Source organism: Rhizobium skierniewicense Ch11 (assembly GCF_023757665.1).
GTDB lineage: Bacteria > Pseudomonadota > Alphaproteobacteria > Rhizobiales > Rhizobiaceae > Agrobacterium > Agrobacterium skierniewicense.
Window position 1 is genome coordinate 162190 of record NZ_RXPG01000002.1, and the last position, 25730, is coordinate 187919.

Genomic DNA, 25730 nt, shown 5'->3' on the forward strand with positions numbered 1-25730 from the left:
ACATTATGGCTCTCGAAAACCTGACGCCGAGCGACGAACAGATCAAGTCCGCTCCCAACCCGAATTACTTGGAAGGGGACTATCTGAAGGGCGTCCTTGAAATGGCGTTCCGGGATGGCAATCCGGTCGCGGAAAAGCTGGTGAAGGACGTTTTTTCCGCGCGCCAGATCGAATCCGTTTATCTTGTAGGCTCAGGCGGTTCGAACTCCTACATCGAACCGGTCAAATACATCCTCGACAAGTATTGCGACCTGCGCATCGAGCGCATCAACTCCACCGAGCTCGAAACGCGCCGTCCCAAGCCTGTCAATGAGACGGCGGTGGTGCTGATCACCTCGCATAACGGCGAAACCGAAGACGCGCTGGTTGCCGCACGCTGGGCGAAGACGACAGGCGCAGTCACGGTCGCGCTGACTTCGGGAACCGAAAGCGGATTGGCCAAGATTTGCGATTATCTGCTGCCCTACAGCAAGGAACTGCCGGGCATGCCGAAGACGCTGGTGGCATATCTCTTCGCCGCGCATCTACTTCAGCATCTCGGCAATCCGGTCGGCGCGCAGCTCGTCCGCGATCTCGAAGCGATGCCTGCCAGGCTGCACGAAATCAAGGATGCCGAGCGCGAGCGCGGCATGGAACTCGCCCGCCGTTACAAGGACGAGAACATCTACTACGTGCTATCCAGCGGCATTCTTTCGGCGCTCAATTACCAGTATTCGATCTGTATCTTTAACGAGATGCTGTGGCTCGATGCTTCCGACATCCATTCGGGCGAATTCCGTCATGGCCCCTACGAGGTGGCGGATGCCGACATGGCCTACGTCTTCCTGATGGACAATGGCGAGAACCGCAAGATCGACCAGCGAGCGTTGAAATTCACTCGCCGCGTGACCGACAAGATCATCACGTTCGATGCCGGCCGCTACGAAGACGTTTCGCCGCTCCTCTCGCCTTTCGTGATCGGCGTCACCTGGTACTGGTTTGCCCACACGCTTTCGGTGCTGCGCGAGCATCCGCTCAGCGTTCGTCGCTACATGTGGAAAGTCGATTACTGATGACGAAGATGTCCGTCCATGTCGTGCTCGATCCCGATGCGAGAATCCGCATCAGTAAAGCAATGCATCGGCGGACGTCTCATCCAAATCAAACCGCATGACAGAAAAGGCGGTCGGGGAAAGATGAAAGAAGAGAAAAAATATTCAAGCCTCAAGGTCCTCGGGCTCGGCGCCGAAGCGGCTTTTCTTGGAACGTTCGGCACGGACGCCGCCGGAAGGCATGTTCGCGCCACACTTCAAGGCCTTGCGATACAGACGTCATTCTGCCGGATTGTCGAACGTGAGAACGGGCATGCGGACGTCCACGTCGTTGACGGAAATCGTGAATTCATTTTCTCAAACAAGGGCGGTGTCGCGCGTGAAAACCCTTTCACGCCGTGTGATACTGACCTCAACTATGTGTCCCATTTCGACCTCGTGCATACGAGCTGTTACAGCTACCTGAATGCACATCTCGGAGCATTGAATGGCGCCAGCGCTCTGCTCTCGTATGACTTTTCCTATCGCTGGCAGGTGGATGAGCTGATCGGCACCTTGACGCCGCATCTCGATTTTGCAGCAATCTCTGCCGGCGATGTAGGCCGCGAACGCGGAATTGCAGCTCTTCGCGAAGCCGTTTCCAACGGATGCAGCCTAGCCTTGGCTACCTTCGGGCCGGACGGCGCCACGGCCTACAATGGCGAGGCATTCGTTTCGGTTCTGCCAAAGCCTGCCGCTATCGTTGATACACTTGGCGCTGGCGACGCCTTCATCACGGCAACACTTCTTTCTTTACTCGCGTCCGGCTGGACGCGAGGCGTCCGACCTTCTGCGGATGCCATCTCGATTGCGATGAACAAAGGCAGCCAGTTTGCAGCCGAGATCTGCGGGATCGAGGGAGCATTCGGTCATGCCGCTCCCATCGCAACCAACGAACACGTGTGAGAGGAGGTCGGATGCTCGAAGTCAAGAACCTCTCAATCGCTTTCAAGACCGGTACGGGGCTGAGGTCGGCCGTACGCAATATGGATTTCACCATCCGACCGGGCGAAATCCTCGGCCTGGTGGGCGAGAGCGGCAGCGGAAAGACCATCACATCGCTCGCAGTCATGGGCCTTCTGCCACCGAACGCGGCGGTCACCGGTGGCGAGGTTCTGGTCGACGGCGTCGATATCCTGAAACTGTCGTCGGCAGAGCTGCGCAGGCTGCGTGGCAGCCATATTGCTATGATCTTCCAGGATCCAATAGCGTCGCTCGATCCGATCTTCACCTGCGGCGACCAAATCGTTGAGGCGATTCTTTTGCATGAGCCGATCGGTCGCGGGAATGCGCGCCGCAAGGCCCGCGAACTTCTGGAAAAAGTGCTAATCCCCGATCCCGATCGCGCCATGCGCTCCTATCCTCACGAGCTGTCCGGCGGTCAGTGCCAGCGCATCATGATCGCGATGGCTGTCGCTTGCCGGCCACACATCATTATCGCCGACGAGCCGACAACAGCGCTCGACGTAACGGTCCAAAAGCAGGTGCTCGAACTACTTCGCGAATTGAATGCAGATGTAGGCGCTGCCATCCTGTTGATCACGCATGATCTCGGTGTCATCTACGAAGTGGCTGACCGTGTCGTCGTCATGTATGCAGGCGACAAGATGGAGGAGGCGACGACCGCCGATCTCTTCTCCAGGCCTCAAAGCGACTATTCCCGGGCGCTGATCGATTCTATGCCGTCGCTTGGTGGCGATGCCGAACGGCTGCCAGTGATCGAGCGCGACTCAACGGGCAAGGCGCGCAGTGTCCGGCCGGAACCGCGTCGCCGTCCTGCATCTTCTGGACCAATCCCGATCGAGGCTGACCGCCCCCTTCTTGAAATCCGTGATCTCTGCAAGTCCTATTGGCTGAAACCTTCGCCTCTTGCCATGCCCGTCGAGATGCGTGCCGTCGATCGAGTGAGCCTATCGGTCGCGCCGCGAACGACGCTTGGCCTCGTCGGGGAATCCGGCTGCGGAAAGAGCACACTCTCCCGCGCCGTTATCCGGCTCTTTAAGCCTGATTCCGGGAAGATCCTGTTCAAGGGAAAAGACATAGCAGGGCTTTCTGACAGGGACATGCTGCCGTTCCGGCGCGAGATCGCCATGGTATTCCAGAACCCGTACGGTTCGCTTAACCCGCGCCAGACGGTCGCCCAATTGGTGGAGGCGCCAATGGTGATATTCGCCAACGGTGATGCGTCGGAGCGTCAAGCGCGAGTTCGGACGTTGCTCGAAGCCGTTGGCTTGCCTGCAACCGCTGCTCAAAAGTACCCCCATGAATTCTCTGGCGGCCAGCGGCAGAGAATTGCCATCGCGCGTGCGCTTGCTCTCAACCCATCGCTCGTAATCTGCGACGAAGCTGTCTCCGCGCTCGACGTATCCGTCCAGGCCCAGGTGCTCAATCTCCTCAAAGATCTGCAGGCAGAATTCGACCTGACCTATCTCTTCATCTCCCACGATCTTTCTGTCGTGAAATATGTCAGCGATACAGTCGCGGTGATGCGGAAAGGCAGGATCGTCGAATCCGGCGAGACGTCCGCAGTCTTCAGTGATCCCCAGGATGCCTACACCCGCATGTTGCTCGAGGCCGTACCAACTGTCGGTTCGACACTCGGTGGAAAGGAGGGCGCATGAGTGCCTCGGTCGGAGCTCTGCTCCTGGTCGCACGAAAGTTGCTGACGGCTTTCATTCAGCTTCTTGTCGTCGCCACCCTCATTTTCTCCGTCATGTACATCATGCCCGGCGACCCTGTGCTCCTGCTGCTCGGCGCTGATAGCAACCCGTCGCCAGAGGCGATCGCCTCGATGCGAGCTCAGCTTGGCCTCGACCAGCCGGTCATATCGCAGTATTTCGTTTGGCTGCGGAATGCGCTGCATCTCGATTTCGGCAAATCGCTGACAAATGGATATCCGGTCGCCAACTATGTGATGCAGAATCTGCCGCGCACGCTGGAACTCGCCTTCGCGGCGATCATCATTGCAGCGCTAATCGGCGTTCCAATTGGCATTGCAGCAGCCCTGAAGCGCGGAAGCACGCGCGACACGGTGCTGACTTCGATCGCAACGATCGGCATTTCGGTGCCCGTTTACATCGTTGGCACGCTTCTGGTGTTGTTCTTCAGCGTCAAGCTCGGCTGGCTTCCGGCTAGCGGTTACACGGATATCTCGCGAAACGTACTTGAACATTTTCGTAAGTTGGCCTTGCCGGCCTTCGCCCTGGGCTTTGGCCTCGCCGCGTCGATTGCCCGTATGACGCGTTCTTCGGTGCTGGAAATTCTCGGCCGCGACTTCGTGCGAGCGTTGCGCGCCAAGGGCATGCCGGAGCGGCGGATCATCTGGCAGCACGTTTTGCGAAATGCAGCGATTCCGATCGTCACGATCATCGGCCTGCAGCTCGGCAACCTGATGGGCGGAACGGTTCTTGTCGAGGCCATGTTCAATTGGCCGGGGCTGAGCACGCTTCTTGTTGGAGCGGTGTCGGCCCGCAACTATCCGCTTGTTCAGGGTTCGATGCTCGCCATCGCCGCTGCCTTCATACTGATCAACCTGATCGTGGAACTGCTCTACAGTTTGCTCGATCCCCGCATACGGAGGAAAAGCTCTTGATCCCCGAGGCAATTCTCCGCGCCACCCGCAGCGAGCCGGCCTTCCTTGCCAGTATTCTGCTTCTCGTTGTTGTCATGTTCATTGGCATCTTCGGCAACTGGCTTGCGCCGCAAGACCCGTTCCTTCTCAATCCAGAGAGCGTCAATCAAGGCAGTTCGGTGGCTCATTGGTTGGGCACCGACGAATTTGGCCGCGATCTCTTGAGCCGCCTTCTCATCGGTGTCCAACCGACGCTGATGGTCGCGCTTGGCGCTACGTTGATCGCCGGATTTTTTGGGACCTTCATCGGCATCGCTGGCGCTTATGGCCGGCCCCTGACCGCCTTTCTGATCATGCGCGGCGTCGATATCATGCTGAGCTTTCCGCCGATCCTGCTCGCGCTGCTTGCGGTCGGTTTCTGGAAAAGCGGCGTCCTGAGCCTCGCCGTGGTGATCGGTGTCCTCTACATTCCACATTTCGCCCGCGTTGCACATGCCGCAACCCTCCAGGTCTCACGGATGGCGTTCATGGAGGCGGAGCACGCGATGGGCGCCTCCACCCGGCGGGTAGTCTTGACCGCGATCTTGCCAAACATCCTGTCTCCGTTGGTCGTGCAGGCAACTTTGACCGTAGCAGCCGCCATCCTGTTGGAATCCGGCCTAAGCTTCCTCGGCCTTGGCATCGTGCCTCCTGAGCCCTCCTGGGGCCAGATGATTGGGACGGCGCGCGGTTACCTTAGCCAGAACCCGATGTACGTCATCTGGCCTTCCCTTCTTCTCGCAATGACGGTTCTCGCCATCAATGTGGTCGGCGACCGGCTGCGCGACATTCTCGATCCACGACTCAGGGAGGAGTAACGGACATGGAAATCTCGCATCAACCAAGACAAGTAAAAAAGGGGTACAGCATGAAAGGGAAGATATTCGGGGTCGCTTTGGCCCTTGCATCGGGCGTCTTCGCTCAACAGGCGTTTGCCGCAGATGGCGGTTCGCTGTATTTCGGCCTATCCGGCGAACCGTCGACGCTTGAAAGCACGATCAATGCCGGCGCGCCGGCGCGCACGATAAGGCTAGCAATCCATCGCGGCCTCTTCAACTATGGTCCGGATGGAAAGCTCTCGTCCGAACTGGCGGAAAGCTATGACGTCTCCCCGGATGCGCTGACCTATACGTTCAAGCTCCGAGACGCAAAGTTTCACGACGGTTCTCCGGTCACGTCAGCGGATGTCAAGGCGTCCATCGAGCGCGTGACTGCCAAGGACAGCAAGGCGACCTATAGAAATGAGCTCGGCGTCATCCAGTCGATTGAGACGCCGGATCCCAAGACAGTTAAGCTTGTGCTCTCGAAGCCCTTTGTGCCGCTGGTCCATTACCTGGCTCTTCCGGAATCTGCGATTATTCCGGCCGCCTGGATCAAGGCGCATGGCAGCGATCCGAATGCCGCGCCAATTGGCGCCGGTCCTTTCAAGTTCGTCAACTGGGAACGCGGTCGTGAACTGACCGTTGAGAAGTTCGACAGTTATTACAAGAAGGGCAAGCCGCATCTCGATGACGTCCACTACGTCTTCTACGGTGACGAGAATACACGTGTGAACGCGCTGAAATCCGGCGACGTCGACATCATCGACTATGTTCCGTGGAAGGATGCCGCATCGATCGAGGGAAGCTCCGACTTGAAGCTGGCGAGCACCACCGGCCCGTTTATGATGCTTCAGTTCAATACCAAGTTCGAGCCGTTCTCCAAGCCGGAAGTGCGCCAAGCAATTTCCTATGCAATCGACCGTGCCACGGTGATCAACACCGCCTTCAACGGTCGCGGCACACCACTCTATGGCATCGCAATTCCGGAAGGCTACATGGGCTATTCCAAGGATAAGGCAAACTTCTTCAAATACGACCCCGCCAAGGCGAAAGAGATGTTGGCAAAGGCGGGCTATCCGAACGGTTTCGAAGCTAGGCTGCTTTCCACATCGCAGTACGGCTTCCACAACAACACGGCGATTGCGGTTCAGGCCGAACTCGCAAAGATCGGGATCAAGACCAAGCTTGACCTGCCGGACTGGTCCGGCCGCATCGCCAAGAACAACGCGGGGGACTACGATTTCCTTGTCGCCGGCACTGCAGGCGATATCGCCGATCCAGATTGGCTAAGTAACTTCTTCTACGGTGGCCAACAACTTGTGCGGCTCAATAATTCGGCCTATTTCGACGACGAGGTTATCAACAATCTGCTCGATAAAGGCCGCGTTACACTTGACCCCGTCGAGCGTGAGAAAATCTACAGCCAGTTCGTCGATCGTGCGCTCGAACAGTCGCCGTTCGTTTACCTGATGTGGCGTGACCAGAGTTTTGGTCTCAACAAGAAGGTTAAGGGCTTCACCAACATTCCTGGCTTCCTGACATTCCAATCAGGGTTCACCGTCGAGAACGTCGAAGTCGAATAAAATTGATGCCAAATGGAGCGACCGCCCCCCTGTCCTTGGAGCGCGGTCACTCCATCATTTTGTCGATTATTGCAAATCGCGCAAGCATCGATCGTCCCAATCAGACATATGGCGGTGCTGCAACGGACTTCCGGATTATCAGATGGGTTGAGAGAACGCGGCAGCGTGGTGACTCGCTCGGGTCGGTAATTCGTTGCAGAAGAACCTGGGCACTCTCAAAGCCCAATTCGTAGACCGGTTGAGACACGACCGTGATTGGCGGACTGGTAACACTCGTCCAGTCGGCATCGTGAAACGCGATGAGTGAAACGTCGTCAGGAATGTTCATCCCAAGCTGATGCAACGTCTTGAAGACCTGCAACGCCACCAGATTGTCGGAAGCTATGATAGCGGTTGGCCGTTGTTTACCTTGGAGGAGGTCGGCTATGATAGCTTCGCCCTTCCCACGGCGGCCCACACTCAGGCGAATGTACTGCTCAGGACTTTCAATGCCCGCCGCACGGCTTGCCTCGAGGACGCCCTCAATTCGCTCCATGACGGTGCTGAGATGGATTTGATGCAGTCCGCGATAGACAGGATCGTCTGAAACTGTAGCTGAGATATAGGCAATCCTGCGGTGCCCTGCATCAATGAGAGTACGAGTAGCGGTCAAAGCAGCCTGGCGATCGTCAGCGACGACGGCATCTACACTGAGACCCTGAACGGTCCTGTCGAGAAGCACAAGCGGCCTGCCGGACTGTTGTACTTCATGCAAATGTTCAACATCCTTGAAGGACGACGGCGCCACGATCAGACCGTCTACCCGCTTGCCGAGCAACACACGCACCGCAGCCTTTTCCCGCGTCAGATCCTCTCCCGAATTGGAAAGGACCACATCGAACCCCGCGCTGGCGGCCGCGTCGCTAATGCCGCGCACGGCCAGACCGAAATACGGGTTCTCAATGTCTCCGACGATGACGCCGATCGTGTTCGATTTACCCGTCGTCATACTGCGCGCAAGTTCATTCGGCTGGTAACCGAGCTTCTTCGCAGCTTCGAGAACCTTGTCTTTAACTTCCGTACTCACGGTGCTGTAGTTGCCGAGAACCCGGGCTGCCGTCGCTTTGGAGACGCCCGCGCTCCGCGCCACGTCAGAAACAGTTACAAGCCGTTTCGAAATCACTTTTCCCGCCATGCTCTCACACATAAGCAAAATGCCAATGAGCGTCAAGAATCGCGCATTGACAAATGAAACCGGTCTCAAGACTCAGTTGAAGGAACATGCGGATGGCAGCCTTGTCCTCTAGCCAACACGTCACCGTAATAGGTGGTGGCATTTTCGGCGTATCTTCAGCAGTGCATCTTGCGCGGCTTGGCGTTCGAGTAACGCTCGTGACCGAGGCGAGCTTTGCGAGCCAAGCTTCCGGGCGCTCGCTATCTTGGCTCAATTCGGCGCGGTTCCGGTCCGCGGACTATCACCGTTTGCGGATCATCGGCATGGACCGTTACCGTACTCTTGCAAGCCGCAACGAAGGCGCTCCGTGGCTGCGCTTCGAAGGCGGTTTGACGTGGGATGCGGACGATGCGTCGAACCGCATTGCCGAAGCCTTCGCATATGAACAGTCGATCGGTTACGACTGCCAGCTTCTCGATCCAGCCGATGTGGCCAAGGTCACGCCCGGCATCGATGCCGGCGCGATCTCGCGTCAGGGTGCTATCTTCAATCCGGGGGAGGGCTGGGTCGATCTGCCTTCGCTGATCGAACTGATGTTACAGGAATTTCAGACGCTCGGTGGTAAGGTGATCACTGATGCTGGCAAGGCGAGTGTTGATGTGAAGGGCGGCCGTGCAACGGGTGTATCCACGGCCAGTGGCCTGCTTGTCGAAGCAGATGCAATTCTGGTTGCGACTGGCTCGGCGGTGCCCAGCATGGTGAAGGACGCCGGGCATTTTATCGCGGATGGCACGCCGACCACGCTTCTCGTTAAATCTAAGCCTTTCAGTCATGCCGTTCGTGCCGTGCTCAATACGCCGAATGTCGCGCTGCGACCTACGCCTGACGGCTCTATCGTTTGCGATTCTGCATGGTCGGAAGCTGCGCTCAACCGCAATTCCAATGGCAGCTACGAAATAAAACAGGACATGATCGACCGTCTCCTGTCCGAAGCTTCGCGCGTTCTAGAAGGCAATCCGAAGCTGGAGCTTGAAAGCTACCATTGTGGACCCAAGCCAGTGCCGGGAGACGGTGAGGCGGTCATCGGCGCTCTGGAGGGCATTCCGGGCTATTTCGTCGCCTTCAGCCATAGCGGAGCGACGCTCGGCCTGATTACCGGTGAGCTGATTGCCCGTGAGATCGTGACAGGGCAGTCAAGTCCGCTACTGGCAAAATTTCGCCCGTCCCGTTTCACGGATCAGGATCGGGCGCTGCCTTCCTGAGGGCAAAGGATTAGACCAATGGATGGCGGCAAAGGAGGTGCTCCAGGCATGAACGATACGGACGTTGCTGTCGAGCTTTCAGGCGTCGACAAATGGTTCTCCATCCTGCAGGTTCTGTACGACATCAACCTTACAGTCAGTCGCAGGGAAAAGGTGGTGGTCTGTGGGCCTTCGGGCTCCGGCAAGTCGACCATGATCCGGTGCATCAATCATCTGGAAAAGCATCAGAAGGGCCGCATCGTCGTCAATGGCATTGAGCTGACGGAAAACAGGCGTAATATCGATCGCGTCCGGCAGGATGTCGGCATGGTTTTTCAGAACTTCAATCTTTATCCGCACCTGACCGTGCTCGAAAACTGCACGCTGGCGCCACGCTGGGTGAAGGGCGTTTCCAGAAAAGATGCGGAGGCCGTCGCCCGCTCCTATCTGGAACGGGTGCGCATTCCTGACAAGGCCGACTTTTACCCAAGCCAGCTTTCCGGCGGCCAGCAGCAGCGCGCAGCAATCGCCCGCTCGCTCTGCATGAATCCGAAGATCATGCTTTTCGATGAGCCGACATCCGCGCTCGACCCTGAACTTGTTCGCGAGGTGCTGGACACGATGGCGCAGCTTGCTAACGACGGCATGACCATGGTGTGCGTGACCCATGAAATGGGCTTTGCGCGCCAGGTCGCGGATCGGGTCGTCTTCATGGACGCGGGCCGGATCGTCGAAGTCGCATCCCCGGAAGAATTTTTCAGCGCTCCGAAGGAAAGCCGAACAAGAGCTTTCTTGAAGCAAATTCTGCACTAGCCGTGTCGGCAACAGGTTTTTCCCCATCCGAGGAAAGGTGCGGCAAAAATACAAGAACGAGAAACGTTCGATCAACAACGATGAAACAAAGGGAACCGCAGCTATGACCAAATCAATCAGTATGATTTCGCGCACGGCAACAGCTCTAGGGACCATTGCCGCCCTAATGCTTGCCTCAGCACCTGCCTCCGCCCAAACTCTGCCCAAGGCCATCAAGGACGCCGGCATAATCCGCATCGGCGTAAAATGCGACTCGCCGCCGTTCGGCGCATCCGGCACCGATGGCAAGCCGGCCGGCATCGAGATCGATATTGCCAAGCAAATCGGAATTGCCGCTTTCGGTTCAGCCAACAAGGCGGAATTGAGCTGCGTCGCGACGGATGCCCGTATCCCGTCGCTGACCGGCGGCAAGATCGACCTCATCATCGCGACACTCGGCAAAACGCCGTCGCGCGAGCAGGTCATCGATTATTCCAACATCTATTATTGGGGCAGCAGCCGCGTCATCGTCCCGAAGGAAAGCAAGGTCCAGAAGCTGGCCGATCTTGATGGCAAATCCATGCTCATCATCAAGGGCGGTTCGCAGCTGAAATGGCTCAAGGAGCGCATACCGACGCTCGAATTTATTCAACTCAACACCAATGCCGATAATCTTCAGGCCCTTCAGCAGGGACGCGCCGACGGTTATGTCGGGGATGCCATCACCATCGCGACGCTTGCCAGCAGCTATCCCCAGTTCCGCGCGCTCGAAGAGCCTGTTGACCTCGGCTTCAACGGCGTCGGCATCCGCAAGGGAGAAGATGAGCTGAAGGCATTCGTCAACGGCGTGCTGAAGAAGCTGAAGGATGAAAAGTTCTACTCGAAGACCGTTCCGACCTACGTCAAGGATCCGGTCGTCGCCGCTGAAATGATCAAGTCCTTCGAGTCGGATCCGCCCGCCACGAAGTGAACGCCTGATGAGGTCCCGGCAGCCATCGCGGCCGGGGCCGACGCTCACCGTTAACGCGAATACGGATGGTGGCTATGGATTTTGCTTATATTCTCGAAGCCTTGCCGGATCTGATGTCCGGCCTCAGGATGACGCTGCTCGTCAGTTTCATCGCGATCCTGCTGTCTTGCATCATCGGCGTGATCGGCTCGATCATGAGGACAAGTGGCGTGAAGGCACTGGAATATACCGTCACCGCCTATGTGGAGTTCATACGCGGCACGCCATTCCTCGTTCAAATCTTCTTTGTATTCTATGGTCTACCCAGCCTCGGCTTGCGTTTCAGCATATTCTGGTCCGGCGTGATCGCGCTCACGGCTTGGGCCAGTGCATTCCAGATCGAGAATTTCCGCGCAGGTTTGGCGGCGGTAGACAGGGGAATGCAGGATGCATCGGCATCGCTTGGCCTTAAACGATGGCACTACGGCGTTTTCATCGTGCTGCCGCTGGCCGCGCGCGCCGCGCTGCCATCTTCGATGAATACGATCGTCGCTACGATCAAGAACTCCGCTTATCTGCAGGCAATCGGCCTCGTGGAACTCACCTTCGTCGCCGTCGACAGGATCGCCTATGATTTCCGGGCGATTGAGATGTTTGCCTCGATCTGCGTGATCTACCTGCTTTGCGTCTTTACCGCATCCGGCGTCGGTTCCATGGTCGAACGCCGCCTCAACAGACCCTTTGGCGGGTGGTAAGAAATGCTGCTTCTCGAATTCAAGTCCTTCCTGCTTGACGGTATTCTCAACACCCTGCTTCTCTCCGGTGTCATGATTTTGGGCGGCACCTTCTTCGCCGTCATCTTCGCGACCGGACTTTCCGTGAAGACCGGATGGGTCAGTCGCCCGATTTACGGTCTGGTGGAGTGCCTTCGAGACATCCCGCTGATGGTTACCGTACTGATGGTCTACTTCGTGCTTCCACATGCAGGGCTTTCGTTGAACCCGTTCTGGTCGAGCGCTCTGAGTGTTTCCGTTTGGGGCGGCGCGAACGGGGCGCACATCATCCGTGCCGGATTGCTCTCCGTGCCCATAGGACAGCGAGAGGCGGCATTGTCTTCCGGCTTACGCAGTTGGAAAGGGCTACTCCTCGTCGTATTACCACAGGCTATGCCCATCATTCTGCCGCCCTATGTCAGCCTCGTTACAGGTCTGGTACAGGCGAGTTCTCTAGGATCAGTACTTGGTGTGAACGAACTGCTTCGCTCGGCCCAGATCCTCATCGAGCAGACCACCATCTCACGTGGAGGTAGCCCCGCCTATCTCGTTTATGGCGCCATTCTCGTTGTCTATTTCGCGCTTTGCTGGAGTATCTCTGCTCTCGGAGCCCGACTTGAGCGACATTTTGCCCGCCCATATCGAAGAGACAGGGACCGGAAGGCGCAAACAGTGGAGGCCACGCCTGTAATTCAGACGACGACATAATCATGGCCGAAACGACAACGTTGCTTAAGATTAAACCTATACACGCAGATGCGTAATGCAGGGCTGATTATTTGCTCGCCTTCCGGGGTCGTTTTACCTTACCCGATGGCTGCTGCGCTGAAGCGGTGCTCACAGAGTCCCGCACGACCAGAGTCGCCTGGAGCAGCGTCTCCCGACTTGTTTCAGTTGTCTCTCCAGTTAACCGAGCGATAAGATCCTCGGTGGCGGCAGCTGCCAATTCTCTGATCGGTTGCGAGACGACGGTCAGAGGAGGTGTTACCGCCGCCGTCCAATCAGCATCATCAAAAGAAATGAGCGAGACTTCATCCGGGATAACCAATCGTAAATTTCTGAAAACGTTCAACAAAACAAGCGCCACAGAACTATCTGTGGCAAGAACCGCGCTGGGACGGTCCGGTGTATCAAAGAGCCTACGGACCTTCTCAGCCAACTTCTCAATGTCCCAACCGCCGAGAACCACCAGGTTGGGGTCAATCTCGATGTTTGCATCGTGCAAAGCGGCACGATAACCGTCGATGCGCTCACGAACGGACGAAATCAGGTATTCTTTCTCTCCGTGAGACGGAGCGTTTGAGACGAGCGCAATGCGTTGGTGCCCCTTTGCAATTAGCGATGCAACCGCTTGGTGGGCCGCCCCATAGTTGTCGATTGCAAACGTATCTGCATTGAGGACGGGCACGCGGCGATCAAGCAAAACCAGCGGGCAACCGCCGTCCCTGGCACGCTTTAGATGATCGACATCGATGCTGGACGTCGGCGATACGATAAGACCATCGACTCGCTTGGATAGCAAAACACGCACCGCCTCACGTTCAAGCGCGATATCTTCATCAGTCGTCGCTAGAATGACAGCGAAACCCTTGGCACTGGCGGTGTCAGTAATGGCTCTGATCGCGCGGGCGAAGTAGAGATTCTCGATATCGGCAATGACGACACCGATCGTCTTGCTACGCCCTGTCGCCATGCTTCGGGCCAGTTGATTGGGCTGATAAGCCAGTTTCTTCGCTGCGGCGAATACCTTCTTGCGCGTGTCGGCTCCAACATAGCCGTAACTACCCAGGACGCGCGCAGCAGTGGCTCGAGAGACACCTGCAACCCGTGCCACATCATCGATTGTCGGCTGGCTGCCTACGCGTTCATTTTCTTTCATTTCATGGTCGCCTCGAAGGTCAGGAAGATCGTCTCGTATCAGACCAAGACACCTTAAACAAATCTCTTGACAGCGGCCAGCAAAATATGGGAGCGGTATCACATGAGAGCGGTATCACACATCGCCGCCATATGAGGAGCATCATGACAAACTATCCAAACCTTGTTTCGCCCGACGTCGATTTCCGCCGCATCACAGAGGCGGCGGTCGCGCAGCGTGAACGTATCGCTAGCGTGGCACAGACAGCAGCCAAGAACATGAGCAACCTGTTCCTTGTTGGTTGCGGTGGCTCCTACAACGATTTCTCGGCAGCATCATACCTTGCAGATCGTGCTGCTGAATTCCCGACGTTCATTTTCAACAGCGAGGAGTTTAATCGCCGTCGCCCTGCATTGCTCGGTCCAAAGTCGGTTGTCCTGGTCGCCTCCCATAACGGCACGACTGGAGAGACGATCGAAGCCGCCCGCTGGGCGCGCGCCGCCGGCGCTCACGTTATTGGCTTCACAAAGAACGAGACCACCAACCTTGCTGCTGAATGCGATGAGGTCTTCACCTATAACAGCGACCGCACGATCCTTGCTCCGAAGCAGGTTCTGATCGGCCTGATGGTCACGGCGCTGTTGAAGGCCGCTGGTTCTAAACTCGATTTCACGACAATCGACCAGGCTTATGCCGCTGTGCCGGCCGCTTTCGAGAAGGCAATCCAAGAAGCAGAGGCTCATCTGCATGAAATCGCCAAAACCTTTGGTCCCGAGCCATTCACCTATGTCCTCTCCGCTGGACCAAATCAAGGTGCGGGCTACGGGTTTGCGATGTGCTACCTGATGGAAATGCAGTGGAAGCATGCATCCTGGTTCAATGCGAACGAATTTCTCCACGGTGCTTTCGAAGTCGTTCAGCCTGATACGCCAGTCCTGCTGTTCAAGGGCGAAGACGACACCCGTGCTGTGATCGATCGTGTTGAAACGTTCCTCAACAAGAACACCAAGCGCTGCCTTGTCGTCGACTCTAAAGACTACACCTTGCCGGGTGTACCCGCGTCAATGCGCGGTGAGATTTCTCCACTGCTTCTGTCCACGCTCTCGAAGCGCCTCGCCGAGCATTATCAAGCTGTCACCGGGCACCTGCTGACAGACCGCCGCTACATGTTCAAAACAACCTACTGAGGCAGCGACATGCGTATTTGTGGCGTCGGCGACAATGTGGTCGACCGATATTATAATCAAAAGCTGATGTTTCCCGGTGGCAATGCGGTGAATTTCGCCGTCCATGCCGCGCGCAGCGGAATGGATGCTGCCTACCTTGGAGTTATCGGGACGGACTCGGATGGTGATCTGATCCGGTCGAGCCTCCAGGCCGAAGGCGTAGATCTGACACATCTGCGTGTCAAGGACGGCCCCAATGCCTTTGCGACCGTTCACATGGATGACGACGGCAACAATCGGAAATGGGGCCTTTGCGAAAAGGGCGTGTCGATGCTCCAGCTCGATAGTGCTGAACTTGAGTACCTCGCAGGTTTTGATCTGGCTCATACGGGTGAGACGAGTCGCTTAGACGGCCAGCTTCCCGAAATCCGCGAAAGGGTTGCGATCTCCTTCGATTTTTCGGATCGTGATCTGGATTATGCGGCGAGCGTATTGCCCTACGTGAAGGTTGCGGCCTTCTCGCGCTCGGGTGCGAGCGAGACTGAAATCGCCCGGGTCCTCGATATCGCCCATTCTGCCGGAGTCGAGCTCGTAACAATTACGCAGGGAGCTAAAGGGGCGACCGTATCCTATAAGGGTGAAGCCCTTTTCGTACCCGCAGTGCCCGTGGATGCCGTCGACACCCTCGGGGCAGGCGATGCATTTGTCGCCAGATTGGCATGCCGCGTATTGAACGGCGTTCCACTCGTAGAAGCCGGTAAAGACGCAGCCCAATACTCTGCGCTAATCTGCGGGACGCGCGGTGCCTTTGGTCACGCCCGTCCTATCACCCGCGATATTCCTTTGTGAGAGCGCCATGACAGAAAACCCAGCAGACTCCAAACTGACATTTCCGAACGAAGCCGACTACACCAGGCGCATAGAGCGCGCCAGAACCGCAATGAAGGAGAACGGCATTGACGTTCTCGCATTGTCGAGCTTCGACAACCATCGCTTCTTTACCGGGCTCGACGGCATCGCATCCGTGAGGCCGATCTGGTTCGTCTTCCCTCAGGATGGCAACCCGGCGTTCATTTCTCCACGCATCGAAGCACCTGAAATTCGCTCGCAGTGTACCGTTCCGGTCGCCGTCGAATGGGTTGAGTGGGAAGAGCCAGCCAAGACGCCAATGTCCTTTTCGGCTGCTCTGGCAAAGCATATCGAGGCGGTCGCCCCAACAGCACGCAAGATTGGCGTAGATTTTGACGCCACCTCCGCGCGCAGCCTGGATCTGGTTCGCGATGCTCTCGGTCGCGATCGAATCGTCGATATTACTGACATCATCCGCGAGGTGCGCCGACGTAAGGATCAGGCAACGATTGACGTTGTTCGCCGTAGCGCCGATATCGCAGCACACCAGTTCCTGGCAAGCCGAGATGCAGTAAGGCCTGGCGTTCCGGAGTGGAAAGTTGCGCTCGCATCGCGCACGGCCGCGATGGAACGCGCAGCGGAATGGTGGAATGGCGACGAAGACCATTCGCCGCTTCTGCAGGGCATCCACGTCATGGGCTGCGGTAGCATCCGTTCCGGTCGTGCACACGCTGTTGCTGCGGGTCGCCCAATGCGCGAAGGCGAGGTCGTACAGCTTTGCTATTGCGGCCGCCCCTTCTTTGGCCACGGAATATGTTTCGATCGACCGCTGAAGGTGGGGTCAGAAGAAGTCTCGGATGATCTTCGCAAGATTGTCGATGTCGCACGCAAAGCGCAAGAAGCCGCGCTGGCGAAAGTTCGTGCCGGCGTTACGACTGGCGAGGTCCACGCCGCTGCGGTCGCGGTTATCGAGGGCCATGGATACGGCGGCGCTATGCAGCATCGCACTGGGCGCGGTATCGGCCTGTCAGATCCCGAATTCCCTGAGATCAAGGCCAACGATCCGACGGTTCTCGAAGCCGGCATGTTGCTGGGCATCGAGCCTGGTGTTTACGTCGATGGCGTTGGCGGCGCCCGTTTTGGGGACACCATCCTTGTAACGGAGACGGGCTACGAGCCGCTCACGCCTCTTGAATTGGGCAGGGACATCTAATGACAGACCAGTCGCTCCCCGCCGTTTCCTTCCATCGTGTCACCCGGCGCTATGGGCCGGTCACTGCGGTGAGCGGCGTCACCCTCGACATCGCAAAGGGCGAATTCTTCGCACTGCTCGGCTCAAGTGGTTCCGGCAAAACTACGCTTCTCATGTTGCTTGCGGGTTTCGACCAACCGAGCGAAGGCAAGGTGCTGATGTCCGGCACTTCCGTGACGGAGGTGCCGCCGCACCGCCGCAGCATCGGCGTGGTATTTCAAAACTACGCCTTGTTCCCGCATATGACCGCAGCCGAGAATGTCGCCTACCCGCTCAAGATGCGCGGCGTCGGACGAAGTGAACGAGACGAGCGCGTAAAAGCGGCGCTCAGTCTCGTCAACCTGACAGATCGCGGGGCTTCATATCCTATACAGATGTCTGGAGGACAACAGCAGCGTGTGGCACTTGCTCGCTCACTGGTCTTCGGCCCTGATATTTTGCTCATGGATGAACCGCTCGGAGCTCTCGACCGGAGACTTCGTGACCAGATGCAGCACGAGCTGAAGCGCATCCAGCACGAACTCGGCATCACCGTCATCTATGTTACCCACGACCAGTCGGAAGCCATGGCGATGGCTGACCGGATTGGAATCATGTCGGGCGGTGAACTACTTCAGGTAGCCGATCCTGAGACCATTTACGCAGCGCCTTCCAATCATTTTGTTGCACGGTTCATCGGCGATTGCTCGATCCTCCGGGTTACAAACCTGGACGAGGGCCGAGGATACGAGATCGCAGGGGGGCGCCAGTTGCTGCCGTCCCCGGCTAAGACGCCTTTCGATATTGTGGTCCGACCGGAAAGCGTTTCTATCCGCTCAGTCGCCGAAGCAAATTCGGACGAAGGCTTCGCGGTTCCAGCAACAATTCGCGACATCACCTATCTCGGATCCGGGTGGCGCGTAGCACTGCAAATTTCTGACGGGCAATCGCTGCTTGCCAACGTCATGCGAGGAGACCTTTTGGCCGGAAGCCTTGAGCCCGGAAAAAGCGTAATCGCGCGCTGGGCTCCAGCGTCCGTCGCCGTTCTTCCGACTGAAGGATGACCCTAAAGCGGAATGTTAGAGGAGAAGAAACTGTGGGAACGATCAAACAAAAAACTGGGATTTGGCTTGCAGCTGCGGCCGTCTTTCTTCTTGCTGGCGCAGCATCCGCTGCCGAAGTGGTAGTTGCTTCATACGGTGGCACTTTTCAGGATGCTCAGACAAAGGCTTTTTTCGAGCCTTACAACAAAGCATCGGGTGTAAAGGTCACTGCCACGACAGGTTCAGCCTACGCGAAGGTCAAGGCTATGGTTGAGAGCGGTAATGTGACGTGGGATGTCGTGTCCGCTGAAAGTTCGGCACATGCGAACGAGGCCAAGGACAGCCTTCTCGAACCGCTCGACTACAACGTAATCAAGGCCGACGGTGTCCCCGCCGAACTCCGCACCAAGTACGGCATCGGCTATATCACATTCGGCATGAACCTTTCCTGGGACAAGGCGAAGTTTGCGAATGGCGTTACGCCGGCGCAGTTTTTCGATCCCTCGGTGAAAGCTCGTCGTGCTGTTCCGCTAGAGCCCGAATACACGATTGAATTTGCCCTGCTCGCCGACGGCGTCAAGGCTGCCGATCTCTACCCGTTGGACGTCGACCGAGCACTCAAGGTGATCGACCGTGTCAAAGAGCAGATCGTTGCCTACAAGGGTGCCGCTGACACCCAGGCGCTGATCCAGCAGGGTGAAATCGATCTGGCCTACATCCCGAACGGCCGAGTGAATAACGCGATCAAGGCCGGGGCAAACTGGGCTTACGGTTGGGACGCGTCCGTCTCCGATACGGAATGGTGGGTCGTCGTGAAAGGTGCTCCGCACAAGGATGAAGCGATGAAATTCATCAATTTTGCTGTTCAGCCCGAGAACCAGGCGGAGCTGACACGAAACATCCCCTACGGTCCAACCAATGTCGAAGCGCTTAAGCTTCTCGATCCTGCGGTCGCAAAAGACCTCCCAAGCTACCCGGAGAATGCGAAGCTTGGCGCAATCCTCGATTCAAAGTGGTGGAACGACAATCGTGATGCAGTGAAGGCTCGCTGGTCCACATACATAATGAACTGATCGGTTTAAGGCAGGAGCAAACGACGATGACGCGAAATTTTTCAAGAGACTGGGAGCGACTCTTCCTACTTGCTCCGGTGTTTATCCTCCTCCTCGTCGCATTCGCACTGCCACTGCTTTACATCGTGCCCTCTGCGTTCGGCGGAAATGCCGCCGGGCGTTTTCTCAAGATTTTCGAAAGTCCGGTATACCTGAAAATCATTTGGACGACGGTGCGGATCAGCCTTGAAGCGACTGCGATAACACTCGTTGTCTCCTTTCCGCTGGCGTGGCTCCTGAGCCGGGCGACGGGATTTAAGGCGATGTTTCTCGGATTGCTGGTCCTTGTTCCGTTTTTGAGCAGCGTTCTGGTTCGAACCTTCGCGTGGCTGGCAATCCTAGGCCAGCGTGGGCTTATCAACGGGACGCTGCTTAGTCTTGGTCTTATTTCGGAACCCTTGCCGCTCCTCTTCAGCGAACCTGCGGTCATCCTCGCTTTGGTTCACTCTTCAATTCCTATGATGGCATTCGCCCTTGTAACAGTGCTTCGTCGCATCGACGGCCGCGTCCTGCTGGCAGCCAACACTCTTGGCGCGAACCCGCTCCGGGCTTGGTTTGGCATCGTCATCCCACTCTCGATACGTGGAATCCAATCAGGCGTCATCATCATCTTCCTCTTCACCATCGCCAGCTTCATTGCGCCGGCCTTCCTTGGCAATCAACGCCAGCAAATGCTCGCGCAAGTAATCCAGTCGGAGATCGAGACTGGTGCAGACTGGCCATTCGCCGCAGCACTTGGCATCACACTCGCGTTGATCGCGACAATCGTCGTCGCCCTGTTGAGCTGGGGTTTGAGCTTCTTCTCTCGTTGGCAAAGGCCAGGCTCGTCGCCTGCGAACCGATCGCAGCCGTCAGCGGGGCACGCGGACATGGATCTTCTACGTCGTCCTGTGGCATTACCCTCTGCTCGGTTTCAGTTTTCGACACTGTTGTCGAACGGCGCACGCTTGTTTGAACCAGTTTATCTTACATTGATTTCAATCTTCATTCTCCTGCCGCTCGTTGTTCTCTTTCCGGTATCGTTCAGCTCGGCCGACGTACTCATCTTTCCGCCTCCTGGCTATTCGTTGCGCTGGTTCGAGACCATCTTCAGCAGTTCAGAATGGACTAGCGCGGCAGTTACGAGCCTACGTATTGGTGTAGCCACTTGCTTGCTCAGCCTGGTGCTTGCCACGTTCGCCGTGCTCGGATTCGGTCGGCAGAAGTTTATACTTCAGGGGGTGTTAGAAGCCTTGGTGCAAGCTCCCCTCAGCGTCCCGGCCGTCGTATTCGCGCTTGGCGCATATCTTGCTTTCGCACGGGTTGGGCTTGTGGATACGGAAATAGGTATCATCATAGCACACACGGTGCTGATCTTCCCCGTCGTTTATCTTATAGCATCGGCGACTTATAGCTCGATCGATCCAAGGCTTTCGCTCGCGGCGGCAAGCCTCGGAGCAAACCCTTGGAGCGTTTTTCGTACGATCGTCTTCCCATTGTTGCTACCTGGTCTTGCAATCGGCGCACTGATTGCCGTTCTCCTTTCATTTGATGAATCGGTGGCATCGATCTTTCTTAGTGACCTTTCGGTCAAGACACTGCCGAGAAAATTGTGGGAAGGGATCCGCTTCAACACAAGTCCAGAATCCGCCGCCGTTTCCGCGGTTCTCCTAGGCGTGACGTGCGCCTTTATCGTCGTCGGCATCGTGGTCATGCTGTGGCGCAAGAGAGTCGCTGGCGCTCCGACCATGATTGGAGTTTTGGACACCTCCGCGGAAGAAACTTAGGCTTCCCAAGCCGATGTGGCTGCCGTCGGAATTCGCCGGCGGTAGCCGCTAGCAGCGGAGGCGGCATGATCGGGCCATCGGGAAATGTGGGGTCTGTCTGGCCTGCGGAGTGACCGACATGCGGAGTGGCATTGATGGTCTATCGGCGCGATCTTTGGTTTCCGCGAAAAGCGCGCTGATCGGGTCAAACTTCTTTGGTGGGACGGTCAGACGTTCTGCCTGTTCAACAAATATCTGGGTTCATAGTAGACCTCTTTCCTCGCCAGTTGATGTTCTTGTCGTGGGTTGCATTTGTCGTTGAGCAGGCGTGCGATCTTCGAGCCGACTGCGTTGCTTTTGCGGCAAGTTTGTTGATTGCCATTGAGAACTGACCCGGAGGGGGTGTGGATAAAAAGTTGGACAGCTTTACAAGTTAGGGCCAAGACTTCTTCGATATTCGATCGGGCTGAGTGATCCCAGGGATATCTTAATACGCCTCTCATTGTACCAGCGGATATAAGCGTCTATCTCGGCAACGAACTGTTCGATTCTAATAGCCTTCCAGTCTCGGGGATAGAAGAGCTCTGTTTTCATCCGGCAGAAGAAGACCTCACAAGCAAAGTTATCTTGTGAGCAGTCCTTCGGGGCATTGAGCGAATTAGGTTTGCTTCGCTAATCCGCATTAGCCAGCCGACCCAGCGATAATGAGCTCCGCGAGCGGAATGGACGATTGGTCGTTCCTCGCCGTCTGTCATGGTCTCAATGGCTGCATCAAGCATAGTATTCCCCCGCGTCTGGTTGCGATCCAATCGACCAACTGATGACCGTTCCGTCGAAGTAGTCGATGATGCGCGCAAGGTAGACGTTCCCGGCTGGGATATTGAACCCGGTGATATCTGTCAGCCACTTCAGGTTCGGCGCTTTTGCATGGAAATCGCGATTGATTAGGTTCTCGGTGCCGGACTTATTTTTCCCCAGGTATGATCCGAAACGCCGTCGGCGCGGTCTGGCAACGACCAGTTGCTCCTCCAACCCATCAGTGAAAATTAACGCGTATGATTTGAAACTACATTGCACCGAACGTGAAGCGGCTGGAAAACGCTATCTCATAATCGATATTACGTCGACAGGAAGTGTAGCCGCAAAGTTGAAGTGTCCTGATTCTTCAAAGTTGGAATGTCACTCTCCCCGGGCCTTAACGATGCCTGGGAGATTGCAGATGGGATTGATAGCGATGAGCGAGCGCGATCTGCAACGGATCGAGATTTTGTCGAAGGTGGTTGCCGGCCGGATGACCACGGTATCGGCGGCGCATGTGCTTGATCTGAGCGAGCGCCAGGTGCGCCGGCTGCTGGAGCGCATGCGGACTGGCGGGGCGGCTTCGATCCGGCACAAGGCAATCGGTCGGCCGTCGAACAACCGGATCAGCGCCGGGGTTCGCGATTATGCAATGACGCTGGTTCGCGAACGCTATGCGGATTTCGGGCCGACATTGGCGACGGAGAAGCTGGCCGAGCGCAATGGACTGCGTGTATCGCGCGAGACGGTGCGCAGCTGGATGACTGATGCCGGCCCCTGGCTGTCGCGCAAGCAGCGCCGGACGTTTCATCAGCCGCGGTTACGGCGAGAAGCCTATGGCGAACTGGTGCAGATCGACGGCTCGGAGCATCGCTGGTTCGAGGATCGCGGACCGTCTTGCTCGCTGCTGGTATTTGTCGACGATGCGACCGGCAGGTTGATGCAGCTGCGCTTCGTGCGCTCCGAAAAAGTGCCTTCAGCTATTTCGAGGCATTGGAGCTGTATCTCAAGCGTCATGGCGCGCCGGTTGCCTTCTATTCGGACAAGCATTCAGTGTTCCGGGTGGCGAAGAAGGATGCCAGGGGTGGTCAGGGCATGACCCAGTTCGGGCGTGCGCTCTGCGAGCTAAACATCGAGATTCTCTGTGCAAATTCGAGCCAGGCCAAGGGTCGGGTCGAGCGGATGAACCGGACGCTGCAGGATCGCCTGGTCAAGGAGCTCAGGCTTTCTGGCATCGACAGCATGCAGGCGGGCAATGCGTTCTTGCCGGGCTTCATAGAGGACTACAACGCGCGTTTTGCAATCGTCCCTGCCCGTCCCGACGATCTGCATCGGCCGCTGAATCTGGCGCCGGATCGGTTGACTGAGATCCTGTGCAAGCGCGAGCAGCGCTATGTCGGATCGCAGCTGACGTTTTCGTTCGAGCGCAAGCGGATCATGCTGGAGGAGACCGCGGTGACGCGTGGCCTGGTTGGCCGTTATGTCGAGACCTATGCCTATGCGGACGGTCGGCTGGATGTGCGATGGAAGGGACATTCCCTGCCCTATCAGGTGTTCGACAAGGACCAGCGGGTAACGCATGCGGCGATCACCGAGAACAGGCGGCTCGGTGATGTCCTGGCATATATCAAGGAGCGTCAGGACGAGCGCCCGGCGCCTGACGTGAAGAACAACAGCGATAAGAATGGATACATCAAACGCGCTCGTGGACCTGGTCGTCGGAAAGACTTCACGACCGATCCGGTTGTGATTGCGCGGCGAAAGAAAGCACTGTCGCAACAGCCGGCTGCGGAGTGAGGCGTCTCAAAGCTAAAGCCGAAGAGGTGTGTCAATCACCCGCCCCGATCTGATCTTGCAAGCGGGATCAGCCGCTCAGATCGGGGCTGGTCGGTGTTGCGTGTGGTGACATGCGGACATTTCTACTTTGCAAACCCGCGGACATTCCAACTTCCCATCCACAGGAAGAGCATAGACAAATTTTCGCATCAACGAACATTTGCACGGACACGACACCGTCATATATCCTGCCACTCAGCGCCAATCAGGGAAGGACACAAGCGCTTGTGAAATGGATACGTAAATAAATTAATCGGCTACAGCATGCCATTCCAAAAGTAATACGTCAGTGCTTGCGTTCAGAACCAATATGACAAAGCAAAGCGTTCAAACTTCAGCTATAGGCTGCTTTCACGCCGCTTTCGTAAACTTTTTTGCACTCGTTTAAAAAAGATCCATAGACTTTAGAGAGTGGCGGTAGAATACGTGGCCCACAATCCATAGCCTTTTACTACACCTATAAATAGACCTTAACCAATTTATGCAATCAAATCCAACTCAAGCAAACAAACTTGCCTTCTTACAAATACCTCTTATATTTGTTAATATCCCTCAAAGACATGGCTCTATCTTCAAACCGTTTAAGCGAAGAGAGTTTTACTGCAACCGAAAACAGTTTCTCCTCACCTAGAGTGGACTACCGCAACCGCGTCGCTAGTCTCCAAGCCGAGATGAAAAAGATTAAGCTGGAAATTATTTTGTTGCACGGCTCGGCTAGCCATCGTTTTTTTTCAGGATTGGACGGCCTCCCAGACGTAAGGCCAGTCTTCCTTATTGTACTTCCAGATTCAGAGCCAGTGTTTGTCTCGCCTCGTATCGAAGCAGTTGTGATACGCAAGAAATGTACCGAGAAGGTCATTGCAGAATGGGGGGACTGGGAAGAACCTGGATTATTCAGGTCATTTGAAGATGCTATCGCCGATCGAATCAAAAAAGCGGCGCCACAAGCAGCAACAATTGGTATCGACTGTGATACAATCACTGCCCTAAATCTCGATCTCCTCGTTAAAAAATTTCATCCTATAGGTATCTCGGATGTCTCAGACTTAGTCGGAGATATTCGCCGCTTCAATGATGCAGCGGCCATGAACCGGTTGTCGCAAGCTGCCGAAGTTGCCGTACATAAATTTCGGGCAATCTTGGATGCGATCACACCAGGTATCGCTGAGTGGCAGGCGGCTCTCCAAGGCTACTGCGCTGCAACAGAGTGCGTGGCCAAGTTTTTGAAGGGAGATGTGAACTACTCACCCCTCGGTTCCAGCTTCACTGTTATGGGTAGCGGGCCCGAGCGCTCAGCGCATGCGCATTCTGTAGCTGCTGGACGCATTATGAGGGAAGGCGACCTAGTCCAAATTTGTTGCTGCACGCCGACATTTCTTGGGCAAGAAATTTGCTTTGACCGACCCGTAGTCGTTGGCACACTGGAATTGCCGCAAGCTGTAAAAAAAATCTTGAAAGCAGCGCGTGAGGCCTCGGCGGCGGCTTGGGCATCAGTCCGTCCGGGTGTGACGGCGGGAGAAGTGCACAACGCCGCATTGGATGTTATTGTCCGATATGGCTATGAGGAAGGAATGCAGCATGGCACTGGGCGGTCAATTGGTTCTGGCGGCGTTGGATTTCGTATCAAAGCCGGGGACCCAACAGTACTTAAGGAAGGTGACATGATTGCTATTGAGCCGGGAGTCTATGAATACGGTGTTGGCGGAGCACGCTATGGTGACACGGGGATCGTAGTGGATAAAGGATGCAAGATAATCACACCATTTCAGTTGGCTAGGGACTGACACCGCCCCAATATTGCTCAGTAATACTACTGAGACCTTTATTATCCCTGCGCGTTTTGTAGAATATCACAAGGATTTACCTTGACCTTTCAAAATAATAAAACACTGCAATTTATTGTTATATTTTAAATAAATTTTTATGTTTGTAATTTTCAATACTACAGTGATATTTTGAAATTAAAATTATTGAATTCGTAAAATACTGAAATTCAAGACAATATCATATAATAATTGAAACTTCGCAATTACATAGGCAGGAATACATAATCAGAAATACACACAATATTGCTTGCAGCCCAACGCAAATCACATAATG

At 56.1% G+C, this 25730-nt stretch carries 21 protein-coding genes and 2 pseudogenes; 20 read left to right on the plus strand and 3 right to left on the minus strand.

Annotated elements, in window-relative coordinates:
* Positions 1–5: 5 nt before the first annotated feature.
* From EKM04_RS01555 to EKM04_RS01580, 6 genes are all read left to right on the plus strand, one after another.
* Positions 6–1052 carry an SIS domain-containing protein gene (locus EKM04_RS01555; RefSeq protein WP_065657553.1) on the plus strand — a complete coding sequence of 349 codons (1047 nt, stop codon included), beginning with the start codon at positions 6–8 and terminating at the stop codon, positions 1050–1052.
* 123 nt (positions 1053–1175) lie between these two features.
* Positions 1176–1976, plus strand: coding sequence for a fructoselysine 6-kinase (locus EKM04_RS01560; RefSeq protein WP_065657552.1), 801 nt, complete (start codon positions 1176–1178; stop codon positions 1974–1976).
* An 11-nt stretch (positions 1977–1987) separates the two neighbouring features.
* Positions 1988–3691: an ABC transporter ATP-binding protein gene (locus EKM04_RS01565; protein WP_065657551.1), complete on the plus strand. Its 1704-nt coding sequence runs from the start codon at positions 1988–1990 to the stop codon at positions 3689–3691.
* A complete protein-coding gene (locus EKM04_RS01570) occupies positions 3688–4662 on the plus strand; it encodes an ABC transporter permease (RefSeq protein ID WP_065657550.1) in 975 nt (324 codons plus the stop codon). The genes EKM04_RS01565 and EKM04_RS01570 overlap by 4 nt, the downstream gene beginning before the upstream one ends.
* On the plus strand, positions 4659–5498 hold the full coding sequence (locus tag EKM04_RS01575; protein ID WP_032489956.1) for an ABC transporter permease: 840 nt from the start codon (positions 4659–4661) through the stop codon (positions 5496–5498). The genes EKM04_RS01570 and EKM04_RS01575 overlap by 4 nt, the downstream gene beginning before the upstream one ends.
* A gap of 50 nt (positions 5499–5548) precedes the next feature.
* The gene (locus EKM04_RS01580) at positions 5549–7084 is read left to right on the plus strand and encodes an ABC transporter substrate-binding protein (RefSeq protein WP_065657549.1); all 1536 of its coding nucleotides are present in this window, start codon (positions 5549–5551) and stop codon (positions 7082–7084) included.
* Between the two features lie 100 nt (positions 7085–7184).
* Here the strand turns inward: EKM04_RS01580 and EKM04_RS01585 are convergent, their stop codons facing one another.
* Positions 7185–8294, minus strand: coding sequence for a LacI family DNA-binding transcriptional regulator (locus tag EKM04_RS01585; RefSeq protein ID WP_234911001.1), 1110 nt, complete (start codon positions 8292–8294; stop codon positions 7185–7187).
* 56 nt (positions 8295–8350) lie between these two features.
* Here EKM04_RS01585 and EKM04_RS01590 point away from each other — a divergent pair, with 56 nt between their 5' ends.
* The 5 genes from EKM04_RS01590 (at position 8351) to EKM04_RS01610 (ending at position 12700) form a co-directional block, all read left to right on the plus strand.
* The gene (locus tag EKM04_RS01590; protein ID WP_173994876.1) at positions 8351–9499 is read left to right on the plus strand and encodes an NAD(P)/FAD-dependent oxidoreductase; all 1149 of its coding nucleotides are present in this window, start codon (positions 8351–8353) and stop codon (positions 9497–9499) included.
* 48 nt (positions 9500–9547) lie between these two features.
* The gene (locus tag EKM04_RS01595) at positions 9548–10291 is read left to right on the plus strand and encodes an amino acid ABC transporter ATP-binding protein (RefSeq protein WP_065657622.1); all 744 of its coding nucleotides are present in this window, start codon (positions 9548–9550) and stop codon (positions 10289–10291) included.
* 103 nt (positions 10292–10394) lie between these two features.
* Entirely contained in the window at positions 10395–11240 is an 846-nt protein-coding gene (locus tag EKM04_RS01600) for a cysteine ABC transporter substrate-binding protein (RefSeq protein WP_081307307.1), read from the plus strand.
* A gap of 74 nt (positions 11241–11314) precedes the next feature.
* On the plus strand, positions 11315–11974 hold the full coding sequence (locus EKM04_RS01605) for an amino acid ABC transporter permease (RefSeq protein WP_139103027.1): 660 nt from the start codon (positions 11315–11317) through the stop codon (positions 11972–11974).
* Between the two features lie 3 nt (positions 11975–11977).
* The gene (locus EKM04_RS01610) at positions 11978–12700 is read left to right on the plus strand and encodes an amino acid ABC transporter permease (protein ID WP_032489949.1); all 723 of its coding nucleotides are present in this window, start codon (positions 11978–11980) and stop codon (positions 12698–12700) included.
* Between the two features lie 67 nt (positions 12701–12767).
* Here EKM04_RS01610 and EKM04_RS01615 read toward each other — a convergent pair whose 3' ends face one another.
* Positions 12768–13871 carry a LacI family DNA-binding transcriptional regulator gene (locus tag EKM04_RS01615; protein WP_065657547.1) on the minus strand — a complete coding sequence of 368 codons (1104 nt, stop codon included), beginning with the start codon at positions 13869–13871 and terminating at the stop codon, positions 12768–12770.
* 143 nt (positions 13872–14014) lie between these two features.
* Here EKM04_RS01615 and EKM04_RS01620 point away from each other — a divergent pair, with 143 nt between their 5' ends.
* From EKM04_RS01620 to tnpB, 7 genes are all read left to right on the plus strand, one after another.
* A complete protein-coding gene (locus EKM04_RS01620) occupies positions 14015–15037 on the plus strand; it encodes an SIS domain-containing protein (RefSeq protein ID WP_065657546.1) in 1023 nt (340 codons plus the stop codon).
* A gap of 9 nt (positions 15038–15046) precedes the next feature.
* Positions 15047–15865 carry a PfkB family carbohydrate kinase gene (locus EKM04_RS01625; RefSeq protein ID WP_032489946.1) on the plus strand — a complete coding sequence of 273 codons (819 nt, stop codon included), beginning with the start codon at positions 15047–15049 and terminating at the stop codon, positions 15863–15865.
* A gap of 7 nt (positions 15866–15872) precedes the next feature.
* Positions 15873–17078 (plus strand): M24 family metallopeptidase, encoded by a 1206-nt coding sequence (locus EKM04_RS01630; RefSeq protein WP_032489945.1) that lies wholly within the window; start codon positions 15873–15875, stop codon positions 17076–17078.
* Complete coding sequence (potA, locus tag EKM04_RS01635; RefSeq protein WP_032489944.1) at positions 17078–18160, plus strand: polyamine ABC transporter ATP-binding protein; 1083 nt, start codon at positions 17078–17080, stop codon at positions 18158–18160. The genes EKM04_RS01630 and potA overlap by 1 nt, the downstream gene beginning before the upstream one ends.
* 32 nt (positions 18161–18192) lie before the next feature.
* A complete protein-coding gene (locus EKM04_RS01640) occupies positions 18193–19212 on the plus strand; it encodes a polyamine ABC transporter substrate-binding protein (protein WP_065657545.1) in 1020 nt (339 codons plus the stop codon).
* Between the two features lie 26 nt (positions 19213–19238).
* A complete protein-coding gene (locus tag EKM04_RS01645) occupies positions 19239–21017 on the plus strand; it encodes an ABC transporter permease subunit (protein WP_173994875.1) in 1779 nt (592 codons plus the stop codon).
* A 150-nt stretch (positions 21018–21167) separates the two neighbouring features.
* Positions 21168–21263 carry an IS66 family insertion sequence element accessory protein TnpB gene (gene tnpB, locus EKM04_RS22990; RefSeq protein ID WP_336509839.1) on the plus strand — a complete coding sequence of 32 codons (96 nt, stop codon included), beginning with the start codon at positions 21168–21170 and terminating at the stop codon, positions 21261–21263.
* A 159-nt stretch (positions 21264–21422) separates the two neighbouring features.
* On the opposite strand, the pseudogene EKM04_RS01650 reads toward tnpB, so the two are convergent.
* Positions 21423–22025: pseudogene (locus EKM04_RS01650) on the minus strand (IS3 family transposase); the annotation flags it as partial.
* A gap of 190 nt (positions 22026–22215) precedes the next feature.
* Between EKM04_RS01650 and EKM04_RS01655 the strand changes: the two are divergent.
* Positions 22216–23591: pseudogene (locus tag EKM04_RS01655) on the plus strand (ISNCY family transposase).
* Positions 23592–24142: 551 nt separating this feature from the next.
* A complete protein-coding gene (locus EKM04_RS01660; protein ID WP_139103025.1) occupies positions 24143–25414 on the plus strand; it encodes a M24 family metallopeptidase in 1272 nt (423 codons plus the stop codon).
* The last annotated feature ends 316 nt before the right edge of the window (positions 25415–25730 follow it).